This is a genomic window from Streptomyces sp. NPDC056160 (genome assembly GCF_042268205.1).
In the GTDB taxonomy this organism is placed as follows: domain Bacteria; phylum Actinomycetota; class Actinomycetes; order Streptomycetales; family Streptomycetaceae; genus Streptomyces.
Genome location: NZ_JBHJUW010000175.1, coordinates 1 through 14873 on the forward strand (window position 1 = coordinate 1; position 14873 = coordinate 14873).

The following is a 14873-nucleotide window of genomic DNA, read 5'->3' on the forward strand; positions in this document are numbered from 1 at the left end:
CGTGGGCGCCGGGCCGCGTGTGCGCCGGGCCGCGTGTGCGCCGGGCCGGGCGGGCGTGCGCGGCGGGACCCGTCAGAGGGCCGACGGGTCCTGGGGGCCCCGGCCCGACAGCACCTCCCCGTAGGCCTGCATCAGGTCCGGCAGCCGCAGGGTCGCCAGGTCGTCGCGGGTCAGCGTGCCCGGGTACGTCGACAGGCGCAGGTCCCGGTAGGCGCAGCTCTTCTCGTAGAGGGTGCGCAGGAACCGGCCGTTGCCGAGTTCGTCGATCCACTCCTGGCCGACGACGTGGCCGGCGATCGAACGCAGCTCGTCCAGGGCCTCGTCGTCCCACTGGTCGCCGTTCTCCGCGGCGAGCACCTTGCCGATCTCGGTGAGTTCCGGCGGCCGGTACGACGGGAAGTCCACGCGGGTGGTGAAGCGGGACGACAGCCCGGGGTTGGCGGCGAGGAGGCGGTCCATGCCCTCGGGATAGCCGGCGAGGATCACCACCAGGTGGTCCCGGTTGTCCTCGGCCCGCTTCAGCAGCACCTGCAACGCCTCGTCGCCGTACGCGTCGCCCTTGCCGTACCCCGAGTTGGACAGGGAGTAGGCCTCGTCGACGAAGAGGACCCCGCCGATGGCGGAGTCGATCAGCTCGTTGGCCTTGACCGCGGTCTGCCCCAGGTACTCCCCGACCAGGTCGGCGCGCTGGGCCTCCACCAGGTGGTCGCCGCCGAGCAGTCCGAGCGCGTAGAAGACCCGGCCGAGGATCCGCGCGACCGTGGTCTTGCCGGTGCCGGAGGGGCCGGAGAAGACGAAGTGGCGCTTCGGCGGTTGCACGGGCAGCCCCTGACCTGCGCGCAGCCGGGCCATGTTCAACTGCGCCGACAACGCCTTGACCTGGCGCTTCACCGGTTCAAGACCCACCATGCGCTCCAGTTCGGCGAGCGCCTGTTCGAGTAACGCGGGATCCGTCGGGCCGCTGGGCAGCGGTCCGGCGGCGACCGAGGCTCGCGCGCGCACCGCCGCGTCGGCGGGGGAGGGGAAGGGGCCGGCGGCGGGCAGATCGGGTTCGTCGATCCTGAGGTCCCGGCCCTCGGTGCCGAAGAGCGGGTCCAGGACGTCGGGACCGTCGACGCTGTCCTGGCCGGCCCCGGCGAGCGTGATCGCCGCGAGGTCGGCGGCCTCGTCGTCGTAGCCGTCGCCCTCGGCGATCGCCGCGAGCCGGGCCGAGGTGTCCATGAAGGCGGGGTCGACCCGGTGCACCGCCCGGTACAGGGGGAGCGCTGCGGCGCTGCGGCCGGTGCCCTCGTGCGCCCTGGCCAGCCAGTACCGCAACTCCTTGCGCTGCGGCTGCTCGCTGCGGCACCGCATCAGCGAGGCCGACAGCAGCGGCTCGGCCTGCCCGTACATCTCCAGCCGGACCCGGGCCATGCCCCCGAACAGGCCGGCCTCGATGCCGAGCATCGGATCGTCGACGAGCGGGTCGGTGTGCCGTACCAGCTGTTCCCAGTCCTTGACCAGGTAGGCGCGGCAGGCGTGCAGGAAACGGACCTGGGCGTCGGCGTCCACCGGCGGCAGTCCGGCCAGGGCCCGGTCCAGCTCGGGCACGTGGCGCCCGTCCAGCCAGTGGGAGGCGTGCGCGAGGAGCAGGTCGCGGGGGCTCTCCAGGACGGGCTGCACCCACCAGCCCAGCCAGTACCAGGAGTTGAGGGTGCGACGGTGCCGGGCGCGCTGTTCGCCGAAGCGGTCCCGGTGCCGGAACATCCTGAGCAGCGCGGTCGTCGTGTCGACGCGCAGCGCGTGCAGTCCGAGCCAGCCGTCCGCCATCCCGGGGTCCATCTCCACCGCGGCCCGGAACTCCTCCTCGGCCTGCGGATAGGCGCCCATCGTGTAGGCGTCCACCCCGCGCAGCCAGGCGAGGTCGGCCGGGGCGTCGGGGCCCTGCGTGCCGAAGTCCATCACGTCCCCCACAAACCGTGCCCCCGTAGGTTCGCCGCCGGACCGCCGCCCGGTGGCTTCCTTGGTCGAACCGCTGTGCCGCGGACCGGAGTTGCAGGTGCGCGAAGCAGTCGTTCGAAGGTCGCACCGAGGGCATCGTACCTGCGGGGTCGCCGCCCGCCGAAGGGTGCGGTACACGGCGTTCGAAGAGGGGGAGCGGAAGCGGCACCCCCCGTTCGGTGACCGAGGGTGACCGAACGAAGCCGCTTGGCGTCCGGATAGCGGTGCGCGGGCAGAACGAAGCCCCCGGTCACGGGGGAACAACCGGGGGCTTCGTGTCTGCGGGGCGGTCCGCGATGACCGCACATTGAGAACGTAAGACCTGTACGGGCCCCGGGTCAAGCGAAGTTGGGACACTTGGCCAAGTTGCACGGGCCCGGCCTTCACAAGTTCAGCACATTGCCGACGGCCCCTCACCCTGTGTGATGATTTGGTCCGGTCCAACCATTCCGGCGGGCCCCGGAAGTACCTCGTACCCCGTCGCCGACTGTCGTACCAAGAGGTCCGCGAAGGGCCGGGAGGGGTCCTCGGCGAAGTGCCGGCGCTCCGCCTCGACCCAGCCCGTCCAGAACTCCCGCTGCTCCGCTCCGTCCCGCGCCCGTCCCCGCGCCCAGGACTCCGCCCGTGGCAGCTCCATCCACAGCAGCCGGGCCAGTCGGGGGCGCAGTGCCCGGCGGCCCGCGCCCACACCCTCGACCAGGACGACCGGCGCCGGCGGCAGCGCGCGCCGGGCGGGGCCGAAGCGGCGGGCCCGCCAGTCGTACGGCGCGTAGTGCGCCGTGGCGCCTCGGGCGAGCGGCTCCACCACCTCCGCCAGCAGCCGTCCGTCCCAGGCGAACAGTTCCTCGTGGCTCGCGATGTCGTCCAGGTGCAGGACGGGTGCGTCGCCGAGCGCCGCGGCCAGGCGGGCGGCGAAGGTGGACTTCCCGGAGCCGGCGTGCCCGTCGACGGCGACCAGGCGGACGGGGCCGCAGGACGGCGGAAGGCGGCGCAGCAGGCCGGCGAGGGTGTGAATGGCGGGTCCCGGAGTGAACGACGAGCACGGGCGAGGGTGGAGTGGCGATGGCGGTGCGGGTGCGGGTACTGATCTGACGGCATATTTCGCGGGAACATTCTAGTGACCGGTCATACCGGGCGTGTGCGTGGCCGCCCCGGTGAACACCCACCGGAACATCCGGCCGAACGTCTGCCCCGGCACCCCCGACTCCCGCTAAGCACCCCTTGAATCACCACCCGAACATGTCGAAAACCGCGTTCCGGTTGTCCCTGGGGTGAGTAAAGTGCCGGGAGCGCACTGTGAGGAGTCGTGCGGTGACGGACAGGGGGAAGATGGCCGCTGGGTTATTCGAGGGGCAGTACGTCTGGCACCCGGCGGCGGACGACCGTGTCCTCGCGAGCGTCTGCGTCGACATCCGGGCCGGCCGCTGGGCGAGCGCCCGCGCCGCCCTCGCCGAGACGCGCGGTGACTTCGCGCTACGGGCCCACCGTTCCCTGGTGCTGGCCTCGGAGGCCGCCGACTCCGACCTCGCCGAACGCTGGCTGGCCGAGGAACCCGGCCCCGAATCGGCCCTGGTGTGGGCGCGGGTGGCGGTGCACCGGGCGCTGAGAGCTGCCGACGCCCGCGACGAGCGGGCCGCCGCGCTGGAGCGGATAGCGCTGTCCGCCTGCGAACGGGCCTCGGCGGTGGACCCCGCCGACCCGACGCCCTGGGCGGCCAAGCTGACCATGGCCAGGCTGCACCGGCTGCGCGAGCCGGCACCGCAGGGGCTGCTCACCGCCCCGCCCGGCCCCTGGCGGCTGTTCGCGCACATCCTGTCCCTGGACCCCTGGCACCGCGAGGCCCACCACCGATTTCTGGCCTTCTTCTTCACCCGGCACGGCGGTTCCGTCAACGCGGCCTGGGACGTCGCCGCCTTCCTCAGCCAGCGCGCGCCCGCCGACTCCGCGCTGCGACTGCTGCCGCTGGTCGCCCTGGTGGAGAGCTACGACCCCTCCCAGTCGCTCGCGGACCGGGTCTGGGAGCAGCCCCAGTGGCGCTCCGCCGCCCTGGCGATCTACCGGAACTGGCTTCCCGTGGTGGCCGGTCACCGGTTCACGCCGGTGCTCGACCTGGCCTATCTGGCCCATGCGCTGGTCCTGGCCGGGTGCGAGTTCGAGGCCCGGGCGGTCCTGACCGCCATGGGTCCCTACGCCTCCCGGATGCCGTGGTGCGTCTTCGGCGACCCCGTGGAGCAGCTGTCCCGGGCACGCCGCGCCTGCGGCCTGCCGGTGCCGCCGTCCCCCTGACCCTCGCACGCCCCCCACGAGAGAAAGGCCGACCCGTGTCGGAACGGATACAGCCACCGCGCGCCAGAACGCGCGGCATCGCCGCCCCGAGCGCGCTCGACGACGACGCGACCCTGCACGCGATGGGTTATCCGAGGAAACTCACCCGGCGTTTCAAGGCGTTCGACAATTTCGCGATCTCCTTCACCATCATCAACATCGTCTCGGGAATCTTCTCCTCCTTCGGATTCGGCATGAACGCGGGCGGGCCCCGCATTCTCGTATTCGGCTGGATCGGCGTCTCCGTCATGGTGCTGTTCGTCGGCGCCGCCATGGGCGAGGTGGCCTCCGCCTATCCGACGAGCGGTGCGCTGTATTTCTCCGCGGGGAAACTCGCCAAACGGCACAAGGGGGCGTGGTCCTGGTACACGGGCTGGCTGAACTTCGTCGGCCAGGTGGGGGGCACCGCGGCCACCGGGTACGCGGCGGCCACCTTCATCCAGGCCTTCGTCGCCCTCCAGTGGTCCTCCTACCGGCCCACCGCGCACCAGACGGTGCTGATCACCGCGCTCATCATCGTGCTCCAGGGACTGGCCAACACCTACACGGTCCAGCTGGTGGCGGTCCTGAACCGGATCTCCGTGTGGTGGTTGCTGGTCGGGATGGTGGTCATCGTCACCGCGTTGGTCGCCGTTCCCGACGATCACCGTCCGGTGTCGTTCGTCACGCATTTCGCGAACAACACCGGTTTCACGAGCGGACTTTACGGCGGCCTGCTCGGCCTGCTGGTCACCAGCTGGACCTTCACCGGCTTCGACGGCAGCTTCCACATGTCCGAGGAAACGGTCCGGGCGACCGTCAACGCGCCCCGGGGCATCGTCCGCGCCATCGGCTATTCGGCCGTCACAGGTCTGATCCTCATGCTGGCCCTCGTCTACAGCATTCGCGACTACGCGCACGTGGCGGGCGCGGACGCACCCCCCGTCCAGATCCTCATCGACGCACTCGGCCTGGGCGCGGCGAAAGCCCTCCTGCTGATCGTGATCGGGGCCATGCTCTTCTGCGGCCTGGCCAACCTCACCAGCAACACCCGGCAGATCTTCGCCTTCTCCCGGGACGGCGCCATGCCCGGCTCCCGCTGGTGGCACTCGGTCTCGCCGCGCACCCGCACACCCGTCAAGGCGGTCTGGCTGGCGGTCGCCTGTTCGCTGGCGCTGATCCTGCCCGGCTGGTGGTCCCACACGGCGTTCACCGCCATCGTCAGCGTCAACGTCGTCGGGCTCTTCCTCGCCTACGCCGTCCCGATCCTGCTCAGGCTTCGGCTGGGCGACGAGTTCCAGCGGGGCCCGTGGCACCTGGGCCGCTGGGGCCGGCCGATCGGCGTCGTGGCGGTCAGCTGGATCGTGCTGAGCAGCGTGCTGTTCATGCTCCCGCAGGCCTCGCCGATCACCGCCGACTCGTTCAACTACGCCCCCATCGCCCTGGCCGTGGTCCTGCTGGTCGCCACGGTCTGGTGGTTCGCCACGGCCCGCCGCCGCTTCCAGGGCCCGGTCAGCTACGGCCGCCCGGACGAGGTCGCGGCGATGGACCTCATCTGATCCGGGTCCGGTCGTGCGGGGGTCCACGAGGGGGCGGGGGCAGTCCCGCGAAGGGGCCGCCGCTGCCCGGATCACGCCAGTGGTGGAGACCAATATTGCTGGGCGTGGCGTGCGGCGAAGTGCTGGCAGGCGCGGGGCGCCGCGGCCATAGTGGGCGCATTGCCGTGCACGGACCGGCCACCCGTACCGACTCGGACACCTGGGGGTCTTCCACCCATGAGCGGACCCGAAAAGCCCACCCGCAGATCCGTCCTCGCCGCCGCGGTCGTCGCCGTGGCGTGCGGACCGGCCCCGGCCGCTGCCGCCGCCGGACGGACCACCGACCCCGCCGGCGCCCCGCACCCGGGCGACCTCGCCGCCCGGCGCAGGCAGGCCCGACCGGTCGACAACCGCGCCTGGACCACGTACACCGACTGGCGCGGCGGCACCCACCACGGCACCCGCGCGGTGTCCGGCGCCCGCCCGGGCCTGGAGATCACCGCTGCGGCGGGCACCACCGAGTACACCGACCCGCACACCGGCACCACCGCCTCATGGGAGTACGCCACCTGGACCGGCCCGGTCCACCGCCTCCCCGTCCCCGCCACCGAGGCGGTCGCCTCCTGGAACGCGCACACCCCGGCCGGCACCTGGCTCCAGGTGGAGCTGCGGGGCACGTACTCGGACGGCACCGACACACCCTGGTACGTGATGGGCCGCTGGGCCGCCGGTGACCAGGACATCAGGCGCACCTCCCTCGACGGCCAGGGTGACGGCCGCAGCGCGATCTCCACGGACACCTTCGCCGTGGACGACCCGGCCTCGGGCCTGCGCCTGGCCGCGTACCGGCTGCGCCTCACCCTCTACCGCACGCCCGGCACCCGGCTCACACCCACCGTCTGGCGGCTCGGCGCGATGGGCTCCGACATCCCCGACCGCTTCACCGTGCCCGCGTCCACGCCCGGGCAGGTGGGTGCGGAACTGACCGTTCCGCGTTACTCGCAGGAGATCCACGCAGGCCAGTACCCCCAGTACGACAACGGCGGCGAGGCTTGGTGCAGCCCCACCTCCTCGCAGATGATCGTCGAGTACTGGGGCGGCCGGCTCACCCCCGCCCAGCTGTCGTGGGTCGACCCGTCCTACGCCGACCCGCAGGTGTGCAACGCCGCCCGGTACACGTACGACTACCAGTACGCGGGCTGCGGCAACTGGCCGTTCAACGCGGCGTACGCGGCCACCTTCAAGGATCTGCAAGGGGTGGTGACCCGGCTCGGCTCGCTCACCGACGTGGAGAGGCTGATCGCGGCCGGCATCCCGGCCATAACGTCGCAGTCCTTCCTCAAGACCGAGCTGACCGGCGCCGGCTACGGCACCTCCGGCCACCTGATGACGGTCATCGGCTTCACGGCCGACGGGGACGTGATCGCCAACGACCCCGCCTCGCCGGGCGACGAGGCCGTCCGGCGCGTGTACCGGCGCCGGGAGTTCGAGAACATCTGGCTCAGGACCAAGCGGTACAACGCCTCCGGCAAGGTCGCCTCGGGCAGCGGCGGCATCTGCTACCTGTACTTCCCGGCGCACCCCACCCCCCACCAGCGCATGGCGCTCGCCGCGGTGGGCGTGCGCTGAGCGGAGCGGAGGGGAGGACCGCGGGCGGGTCCCCGGGCGACCGGGGTCCCGCCTGTGACCAAGCTCTCCGCCGCGCGGGCCGTCGCCGGTGGCAAGGTGGACAGCGGCGGGCGCGGGGCGCCCGTGGGGGAGTCCACACCGCACGTCCGACCCTGCGAGAGACCATGACCGCTCCCCCGGCCACCGCCACCCCCGCCCGCGTCCGCACGGGAGGCCCCCGCGACGACGGCGACGGTCCCAAGGTCCTGGAGCACGTCCTCGGCTGGACCCTCGTCGTGGTGATCGCGATGCTCGTGGCCCAGCTCGGGCTCCTGTGAGCTGACCCGGCCCCGGCACCGACGCGACCCGGACCCCGGCCCTGGACCCGCGACGGCGTTCCGAGGCCGTCGCCGAGGGCGCCTGCGGCAGACCGCCCCGGGCTCTTTCGGCACACCCGGGCGCGAACGTCCTCGTGCGGACCGTGGCCGGGACGCTCCGCGCGATCGAGGGGATCGACCCCGCGCGCACGGCCCCCGCACCTGCCCCGTGGGGACGGCCGGCCCGGCGCCGGGGACCGCTGACCGAAGGCCTCCGGCGCACGGGTTCACCCTTTCTTGAAGTAAGCGGTCGTTAACCGGTGACTCCATGCCTGTGATCGGGCATACTCACAGCGCACAGTCGCTGGTCAGCCGCTTCCGCGACCCGGGAGGGCGAGCATCGGCCGGCGCCGAGGAAGCCCCGGCGGAGCCGCCCCACAGGGTGCCTGTCCGCCAGTGCCCGACAGGGAGGAGAGCGTCGCCATGCCCGACCGCGCCCCGCAGCCGGTGGACCGGCAACTGCCCACGGACGAGGCCCGGGACCTGATCTCGCTCGTCCGCGACATCGCGCAGCACGAGATCGCCCCGAAGGCGGCCGAGGAGGAGGACGCCGGACGCTTCCCGCGCGAGGTCTTCACCCTGCTGTCCCGCTCCGGACTGCTCGGCCTGCCCTACGAGTCCGAGTACGGCGGCGGCGACCAGCCGTACGAGGTGTACCTCCAGGTCCTGGAGGAACTGGCGGCGACCCGCCTCACCGTGGGGCTCGGCCTCAGCGTGCACACCCTGGCCGCCTACGGGCTCGCCGCGTACGGCACCAAGGAGCAGCGGGCCGAGCACCTGCCCGCCATGCTCGGCGGCGGACTGCTCGGCGCCTACGCCCTGTCCGAGCCCTCCTCCGGCTCCGACGCGGCCTCGCTGCGCACCAAGGCTGTCCGGGACGGCGACGACTGGGTGATCAGCGGCACCAAGTCCTGGATCACCCACGGCGGGATCGCCGACTTCTACACGGTCATGGCCCGCACCGGCCAGGAGGGCCCGCGCGGGATCACCGCCTTCCTGGTGCCGGGCGACGCCGAGGGGCTGAGTGCCGCGGCACCGGAGAAGAAGATGGGCCTCAAGGGCTCACCGACCGCGCAGCTCCACCTCGACGGCGTGCGGGTCCGGGACGAGAGGCGGCTCGGCGAGGAGGGCCAGGGCTTCACCATCGCGCTGGCCGCCCTCGACTCGGGACGGCTCGGCATCGCCGCGTGCGCCATAGGCCTCGCCCAGGCGGCGCTGGACGAGGCGGTCGCCTACGCCACCGACCGGCGGCAGTTCGGGCGGCCGATCGCCGACTTCCAGGGGCTGCGTTTCATGCTCGCCGACATGGCGACGCAGATCGAGGCGGGCCGCTCGCTGTACCTGGCGGCGGCGCGGCTGCGCGACGCCGGGCGGCCGTTCGCGCGGCAGGCGGCCATGGCCAAGCTGTTCTGCACGGACGCGGCCATGAAGGTCACGACCGACGCCGTCCAGGTGCTCGGCGGGTACGGCTACACCGCGGACTTCCCTGTCGAACGCTACCTGCGGGAGGCCAAGGTGCTGCAGATCGTCGAGGGCACCAACCAGATCCAGCGCATGGTCATCGCCCGTCACGTCGCGGGTCCCGAGACCCGCTGAACTGCGCGAGGCCGAACAGGGGCGCCGCCAGCCGGACCCACTCCGGGTCGTGGCGCCCCGGCAGCGTGCGGCCCCGGTCGGCCCACGTGCGCACCAGGTCGCGGTAGATCGGCGGGTCCGGGAGCTGCGGCGGGGCGGGGGGAACCAGTTCCGCGGGCGGCGGCACGAAGATGCGACGCCGACGCCCGGCTGCCGGAGGCATGGGGGTCATACCCGGGCAACGCGCCGCAGGGCGGACAGGTCACCGCCGCGCGGAATCGAGCGTGAGTCCAGCGACGTCCGGCCCGGCCCGCGGCCCGGGCAGCGGGAAGACCCGAGGGCCGCCGATTTCCGTACTCCCACCGGCTGTCCGGCGTCGGGAGCCGTCCGTGCCCGCCGGCACGCCCGGGCGCGCCGGTTCCGCGTCACGGCGCCGGTGCGCCATGGTGCGGACGGGGTGCCCGAGGCGGGCGGGTGCCCGAGGCGGGCGGGCGGAGCGGCCGGGCGGGTGGTCAGGCGGCCTGGCGGCGCATCGCCGGTACGCGCATCGGGCGCGAGCCCGGGCCGCCGACGTGCGAGAAGGGCTGCATCCGCCAGTCGAGCCCCTGCGGCAGCGTCAGCAGCAGGGCGGTCTGCTGCTCCTGCGGACCGGCGAACTCGTCCGCGGGCCGGGCGTCGGTGGCCTTGAGCCCGGTGCCGGCGCACACGGTGAGCCCGAACGGGTTCCACGGCGAGGCGCACAGCGCGTGCTCCGGCAGGATCTCCTCGTCCGCCAGCAGGGCGATGGGCTGCGCGCACTCCGGGCAGATCACCCGGAACATCTCGAAGGTGTCGTAGGCGTCGGGCTCCTCGCCGAACTCGTCCGGTTCGACGCCCTCCGGCTGGGGCTCGACGGCCGGCTGCTGCCGCTTGGGCACGGAACGACCAGGGCGCTTGAGACTCTGCATGGGTTTCTCCCCCTAAGGCTGGGCCGTGAAGGCGCTGCGGCCTCGACCACAGCAAGCACTTCCCGTCCGGTCTCGGCGGTAATCACGGGAACATCACGAAGGGCGGCCGGGTGTTGTGGCGTTGGTCACATGCCGCTCGCAGGTGCCCGTCGCGACCGGTTTGTCCCCCGGTCGGCCGACGGGACACCGCCGGGCTCCGGACGAACGGGGCACGACCCGGCCGCCGAGGTATCCGAGGCGATCAAGCGCACTGTAGGTTCTTGCGCCATGGAGGAGCTGGACCGACAGATCGTGCAGCTGCTCGTCAAGGACGGGCGGATGAGCTACACCGACCTGGGCAAGGCCACGGGCCTGTCCACGTCGGCCGTGCACCAGCGGGTGCGGCGGCTGGAGCAGCGTGGCGTCATCCGCGGGTACGCCGCGGTCGTCGACGCCGAGGCCGTGGGGCTGCCCATGACCGCCTTCATCTCGGTCAAACCCTTCGACCCCAGCGCCCCCGACGACATCGCGGACCGCCTGGCCGGCGTACCCGAGATCGAGGCCTGCCACAGCGTGGCCGGGGACGAGAACTACATCCTCAAGGTGCGCGTCGCCACGCCGCACGAGCTGGAGGAGCTGCTGGCCCGCGTGCGGACCCTGGCGGGGGTGTCCACCCGGACGACGGTGGTCCTGTCCACCCCGTACGAGGCTCGCCCGCCGCGCATCTGACGGCCGGCTGACCGGGCGGCGGGCGGCCCCGCCCCGCGTCGCGGCACCGGGCAGGCGCCCGGCCGTCGTACCACCCGCGTCAGCCGTGCCCTGCGTGCCGGTCCCGGCGGGCGAGGCGGGAGACTGGTGTCCATGAGTGAGCGCACCGCCGAACCGCAGACCGTCCTTCTCCGCCGCGGCGAGGTCCACAGTCCCGCCGACCCGTTCGCCACCGCGATGGTCGTCGAGGCGGGCCATGTCGCCTGGGTCGGTTCCGAGGGCGCGGCCGACGCCTTCGCGGACGGCGTCGACGAGGTCGTCGACCTGGACGGCGCCCTGGTCACCCCGGCGTTCACCGACGCCCACGTACACACCACGGCCACCGGCCTCGCGCTCACCGGCCTCGACCTCTCCGACGCACCGTCCCTGGAATCGGCCCTGGCCAGGGTGCGGGACTTCGCCGCCGCGCGCCCGGACGACCGGGTCCTCCTCGGCCACGGCTGGGACGCCGCCCGCTGGCCCGGAGGCCGCCCCCCGACGCGCGCGGAACTCGACGGGGCCACCGGCGGGCGTCCGCTCTACCTGAGCCGGATCGACGTCCACTCCGCGGTCGTCACCACGGCCCTGCTCGACCTCGTCCCCGGCATCGGGCGGCCCCTGGACGGCCCGCTGACCGCCGACGCCCACCACGCGGTGCGGGCCGCCGCGTTCGGTGCCGTCACGCCCGCCCAGCGCGTCGAGGCCCAGCGTGCCGCGCTGGCCCGGGCCGCCTCCCTGGGCATCGGCTCGGTGCACGAGTGCGGCGGCCCGGACATCTCCTCCGAGGACGACTTCACGGGCCTGCTGCGGCTCGCCGCAGAGGAACCGGGGCCGCGTGTCGTCGGCTACTGGGCCGAGGCGGACGTCGACAAGGCACGGCGGCTGGGGGCGCGCGGCGCGGCCGGAGACCTCTTCGTCGACGGTTCCATCGGCTCGCACACCGCCTGCCTGCACACCCCGTACGCCGACGCCGGCCACACCGGCACCGCCTACCTCGACGCGGACGCCGTCGCCTCCCACGTCACCGCCTGCACCGAGGCCGGCCTCCAGGCCGGCTTCCACGCCATCGGCGACGCCGCGGTCACCACCGTCGTCGAGGGGGTGCGGGCCGCCGCCGACAAGGTGGGCCTGGCCCGGATCCGGGCCGCCCGGCACCGCGTCGAACACGCCGAGATGCTCACCCCCGAGACCGTCGCGGCCTTCGCCGAGCTGGGCCTGACCGCGTCCGTGCAGCCGGCGTTCGACGCGCTGTGGGGCGGCGAGGACGGCATGTACGCCCAGCGGCTCGGCGTCGAGCGGGCCCGGACGCTGAACCCCTTCGCGGCGCTGCTGCGCGCCGGTGTCCCGCTCGCCCTGGGCTCCGACAGCCCCGTCACGCCCCTGGACCCGTGGGGCACGGTTCGCGCGGCGGCCCTCCACCGCACCCCTGAGCACCGGGTCTCCGTGCGGGCCGCGTTCACCGCCCACACCCGGGGCGGCTGGCGGGCCGTCGGGCGCGACGACGCCGGCGTCCTGGTGCCCGGCGCCCCCGCGGACTACGCCCTGTGGCGCACCGGCGAGCTGGTCGTGCAGGCCCCCGACGACCGCGTCGCGCGCTGGTCGACCGACCCGCGCTCCGGCACCCCCGGCCTGCCCGACCTGGGCGAGGGCCGTGACCTGCCCGTCTGCCTGCGGACCGTGGTGGGCGGCCGGACCGTCTTCGTACGGCCGGGCGAGTGATCTCCCGGTACGGCGCGGCGGCGGCGACGGCCCGCCGCCCGCTCGCGCGACCTGCGCATCCTCGGCACCGGCCGGGCGGTGCCGGGCGTCGCGGCAGGCCGGGGCGGTGTTTGACAGGCGACGGCAGGGGGCCGGTAGGTTCTGCCGGGTCCACCACCGGACGCCCGACCGGGGAACTTCCGTACCCGCGTCGCAGTGCCGCTGGGTCAGGGACGGTGTGCCGCACCGGGTCACCGTCACTGGGAGCCAGGCTCAGCGTCCGCGTCGGCGGGGGAAGGTTCCGGACGGTCGGCAGGGTGTGACCCGGGTGGGGCCCGGTCGCTCAGTAGACAACGGCTTTCGGTCGATCCGCAGCCAGCGGGTACCAGGTCGGCCCGAAGGGCACCGGGCCCCCATTCCGAAAAGAGCTTTCTTACCCAGCTCTCGTCGAATCGACACCACCGAACGAACGTGGTGTCACATCCCCGCAGGCCCTGGCCACTATGGTGGTCCCCTGCGTACGGACATGAAGGGGCAGTAGTGAACCACGGCGACGGTAGCCTCGCGGCGGGGTCTCAGGAGAGGCGGTTCGGTCCGCTCGGCACGGCGTTGGTGATCATTCCGACCTACAACGAGGCGGAGAACATCACGACGATCGTGGGCCGGGTGCGCAAGGCCGTCCCCGAGGCGCACGTCCTCGTGGCCGACGACAACAGCCCCGACGGCACCGGCAAGCTGGCCGACGAACTGGCCGGCGAGGACGGGCACGTCCACGTACTGCACCGCAAGGGCAAGGAGGGCCTGGGCGCCGCCTACCTGGCGGGCTTCCGCTGGGGTCTGGAGCGCGACTACGGCGTGCTGGTCGAGATGGACGCCGACGGCTCGCACCAGCCCGAGGAGCTTCCGCGCCTGCTGACCGCCCTCAAAGGCGCCGACCTGGTCCTCGGTTCCCGCTGGGTGCCGGGCGGCCGCGTGGTCAACTGGCCCAGGTCCCGCGAGTTCCTCTCCCGCGGCGGCAGCACCTACTCGCGCCTCATGCTCGACGTGCCGATCCGCGACGTGACCGGCGGCTACCGGGCTTTCCGGCGCGAGACCCTGGAGGGCCTGGGCCTGGACGAGGTCGCCTCGCAGGGGTACTGCTTCCAGGTCGACCTGGCCCGGCGCGCGATCAAGGCCGGCTTCCACGTGGTCGAGGTGCCGATCACGTTCGTGGAGCGGGAACTCGGCGACTCCAAGATGAGCCGGGACATCGTCGCGGAGGCGCTGTGGCGGGTCACCTCCTGGGGCGTGGGGGAGCGGGTGACCAAGCTCACCGGCAGGGGCGGCAAGCCGCAGCCGTAGCGTCGCTCCCGTCGCCCCGGTCCCGCAGCCGTCACCCGTGGCGTCCACCGCCCGTGCGGCAGGCGCGCGATCGCTGCCCGGGGGCGGCGGGCACCCTCTTATCCCGTGCTGAGCCGCGCCCAGGCACACTGGGAGTATGACGACAGGCGCTCCGACCTCTTCACCCTCCACCAGGCCCCGGCCCTCGCGGTTGCGCAGGTTCCTGCCGCTCGCCGTCGCCGTGTGGCTGGTGCTGGAGATCTGGCTGCTGACGCTGGTGGCCGGCGCGGCCGGCGGGTTCACCGTGTTCCTTCTGCTGGTCGCCGCCTTCGTACTCGGTGCCGTCGTGATCAAGCGAGCGGGCCGCCGTGCCTTCCAGAACCTCAACGAGGCGCTGCAGCGCGGCGCCACCCCCTCCACCCGGCGCGGCGGCAACGGCCTGATGATGCTGGGCGGCCTGCTGCTGATGATCCCCGGCATGATCTCGGACGCGGTGGGTCTGCTGCTGCTGATACCGCCGGTCCAGCGTGCCGTGGGCCGGTTCGCCGAGCGCACGGTCGACCGCAGACTGCGCGCGGCCGCCCCGGGCACCCTGGGGGACGCCTTTCAGCAGGTCCGTATCCACCGCCCCGACGGCAAGGTCGTCCAGGGCGAGGTGATCAGGGACGACGAGCCGGGCGACGCCCCGCGAGAGCAGCGCCCGCCGCTGACCCGGTGAGCACCGACGCGGCCGCGGGTGAGCGCCGGGCGCCGCGGCGGGCACAGGTGCGAGCACCGGCTCACAGCAGCAGGACGGGCGC

General features: G+C 73.4%; 13 protein-coding genes. 9 read left to right on the forward strand and 4 right to left on the reverse strand.

The features are described 5' to 3' along the window. Positions 1 to 72 precede the first annotated feature (72 nt). On the reverse strand, positions 73 to 1941 hold the full coding sequence (locus ACFC02_RS37460) for an AAA family ATPase (protein ID WP_376366765.1): 1869 nt from the start codon (positions 1939 to 1941) through the stop codon (positions 73 to 75). Between the two features lie 430 nt (positions 1942 to 2371). Next, complete coding sequence (locus ACFC02_RS37465) at positions 2372 to 2995, reverse strand: uridine kinase (protein WP_376366774.1); 624 nt, start codon at positions 2993 to 2995, stop codon at positions 2372 to 2374. A 314-nt stretch (positions 2996 to 3309) separates the two neighbouring features. Between ACFC02_RS37465 and ACFC02_RS37470 the strand changes: the two genes are divergently transcribed. The 5 genes from ACFC02_RS37470 (at position 3310) to ACFC02_RS37490 (ending at position 9403) form a co-directional block, all read left to right on the forward strand. After that, positions 3310 to 4266, forward strand: coding sequence for a hypothetical protein (locus ACFC02_RS37470; protein WP_376366775.1), 957 nt, complete (start codon positions 3310 to 3312; stop codon positions 4264 to 4266). A gap of 35 nt (positions 4267 to 4301) precedes the next feature. Continuing rightward, entirely contained in the window at positions 4302 to 5843 is a 1542-nt protein-coding gene (locus tag ACFC02_RS37475) for an amino acid permease (RefSeq protein ID WP_376366766.1), read from the forward strand. Between the two features lie 216 nt (positions 5844 to 6059). Next, the gene (locus ACFC02_RS37480) at positions 6060 to 7451 is read left to right on the forward strand and encodes a peptidase C39 family protein (RefSeq protein ID WP_376366767.1); all 1392 of its coding nucleotides are present in this window, start codon (positions 6060 to 6062) and stop codon (positions 7449 to 7451) included. Positions 7452 to 7615: 164 nt separating this feature from the next. Next, positions 7616 to 7768, forward strand: a complete 153-nt coding sequence (locus ACFC02_RS37485; RefSeq protein ID WP_376366768.1) for an SCO1431 family membrane protein — start codon at positions 7616 to 7618, stop codon at positions 7766 to 7768. 462 nt (positions 7769 to 8230) lie between these two features. After that, entirely contained in the window at positions 8231 to 9403 is a 1173-nt protein-coding gene (locus ACFC02_RS37490; RefSeq protein ID WP_360978196.1) for an acyl-CoA dehydrogenase family protein, read from the forward strand. On the opposite strand, the gene ACFC02_RS37495 is transcribed toward ACFC02_RS37490, so the two are convergent. Together ACFC02_RS37495 and ACFC02_RS37500 are read right to left on the reverse strand one after the other, a co-directional pair. Next, positions 9366 to 9614 (reverse strand): hypothetical protein, encoded by a 249-nt coding sequence (locus tag ACFC02_RS37495; RefSeq protein WP_376366769.1) that lies wholly within the window; start codon positions 9612 to 9614, stop codon positions 9366 to 9368. The genes ACFC02_RS37490 and ACFC02_RS37495 overlap by 38 nt on opposite strands. A gap of 280 nt (positions 9615 to 9894) precedes the next feature. After that, a complete protein-coding gene (locus ACFC02_RS37500; protein WP_376366770.1) occupies positions 9895 to 10329 on the reverse strand; it encodes a hypothetical protein in 435 nt (144 codons plus the stop codon). Between the two features lie 267 nt (positions 10330 to 10596). Here ACFC02_RS37500 and ACFC02_RS37505 point away from each other — a divergent pair, with 267 nt between their 5' ends. From ACFC02_RS37505 to fxsA, 4 genes are all read left to right on the forward strand, one after another. Continuing rightward, the gene (locus ACFC02_RS37505) at positions 10597 to 11037 is read left to right on the forward strand and encodes an Lrp/AsnC family transcriptional regulator (protein ID WP_018570152.1); all 441 of its coding nucleotides are present in this window, start codon (positions 10597 to 10599) and stop codon (positions 11035 to 11037) included. A 132-nt stretch (positions 11038 to 11169) separates the two neighbouring features. After that, positions 11170 to 12774 (forward strand): amidohydrolase, encoded by a 1605-nt coding sequence (locus tag ACFC02_RS37510; RefSeq protein ID WP_376366771.1) that lies wholly within the window; start codon positions 11170 to 11172, stop codon positions 12772 to 12774. Between the two features lie 519 nt (positions 12775 to 13293). Then, a complete protein-coding gene (locus ACFC02_RS37515) occupies positions 13294 to 14094 on the forward strand; it encodes a polyprenol monophosphomannose synthase (RefSeq protein WP_376366772.1) in 801 nt (266 codons plus the stop codon). A gap of 136 nt (positions 14095 to 14230) precedes the next feature. Continuing rightward, positions 14231 to 14791, forward strand: a complete 561-nt coding sequence (gene fxsA / locus ACFC02_RS37520) for an FxsA family membrane protein (protein ID WP_376366773.1) — start codon at positions 14231 to 14233, stop codon at positions 14789 to 14791. The last annotated feature ends 82 nt before the right edge of the window (positions 14792 to 14873 follow it).

Coding starts and splice junctions, on each gene's coding strand:
- ACFC02_RS37480 (WP_376366767.1), top strand. CDS start 6,060: ATGAGCGGACCCGAAAAGCCCACCCGCAGATCCGTCCTCGCCGCCGCG.
- ACFC02_RS37510 (WP_376366771.1), top strand. CDS start 11,170: ATGAGTGAGCGCACCGCCGAACCGCAGACCGTCCTTCTCCGCCGCGGC.
- ACFC02_RS37470 (WP_376366775.1), top strand. CDS start 3,310: ATGGCCGCTGGGTTATTCGAGGGGCAGTACGTCTGGCACCCGGCGGCG.
- ACFC02_RS37505 (WP_018570152.1), top strand. CDS start 10,597: ATGGAGGAGCTGGACCGACAGATCGTGCAGCTGCTCGTCAAGGACGGG.
- ACFC02_RS37485 (WP_376366768.1), top strand. CDS start 7,616: ATGACCGCTCCCCCGGCCACCGCCACCCCCGCCCGCGTCCGCACGGGA.
- ACFC02_RS37490 (WP_360978196.1), top strand. CDS start 8,231: ATGCCCGACCGCGCCCCGCAGCCGGTGGACCGGCAACTGCCCACGGAC.
- ACFC02_RS37495 (WP_376366769.1), bottom strand. CDS start 9,614: ATGACCCCCATGCCTCCGGCAGCCGGGCGTCGGCGTCGCATCTTCGTG.
- ACFC02_RS37500 (WP_376366770.1), bottom strand. CDS start 10,329: ATGCAGAGTCTCAAGCGCCCTGGTCGTTCCGTGCCCAAGCGGCAGCAG.
- fxsA (WP_376366773.1), top strand. CDS start 14,231: ATGACGACAGGCGCTCCGACCTCTTCACCCTCCACCAGGCCCCGGCCC.
- ACFC02_RS37460 (WP_376366765.1), bottom strand. CDS start 1,941: ATGGACTTCGGCACGCAGGGCCCCGACGCCCCGGCCGACCTCGCCTGG.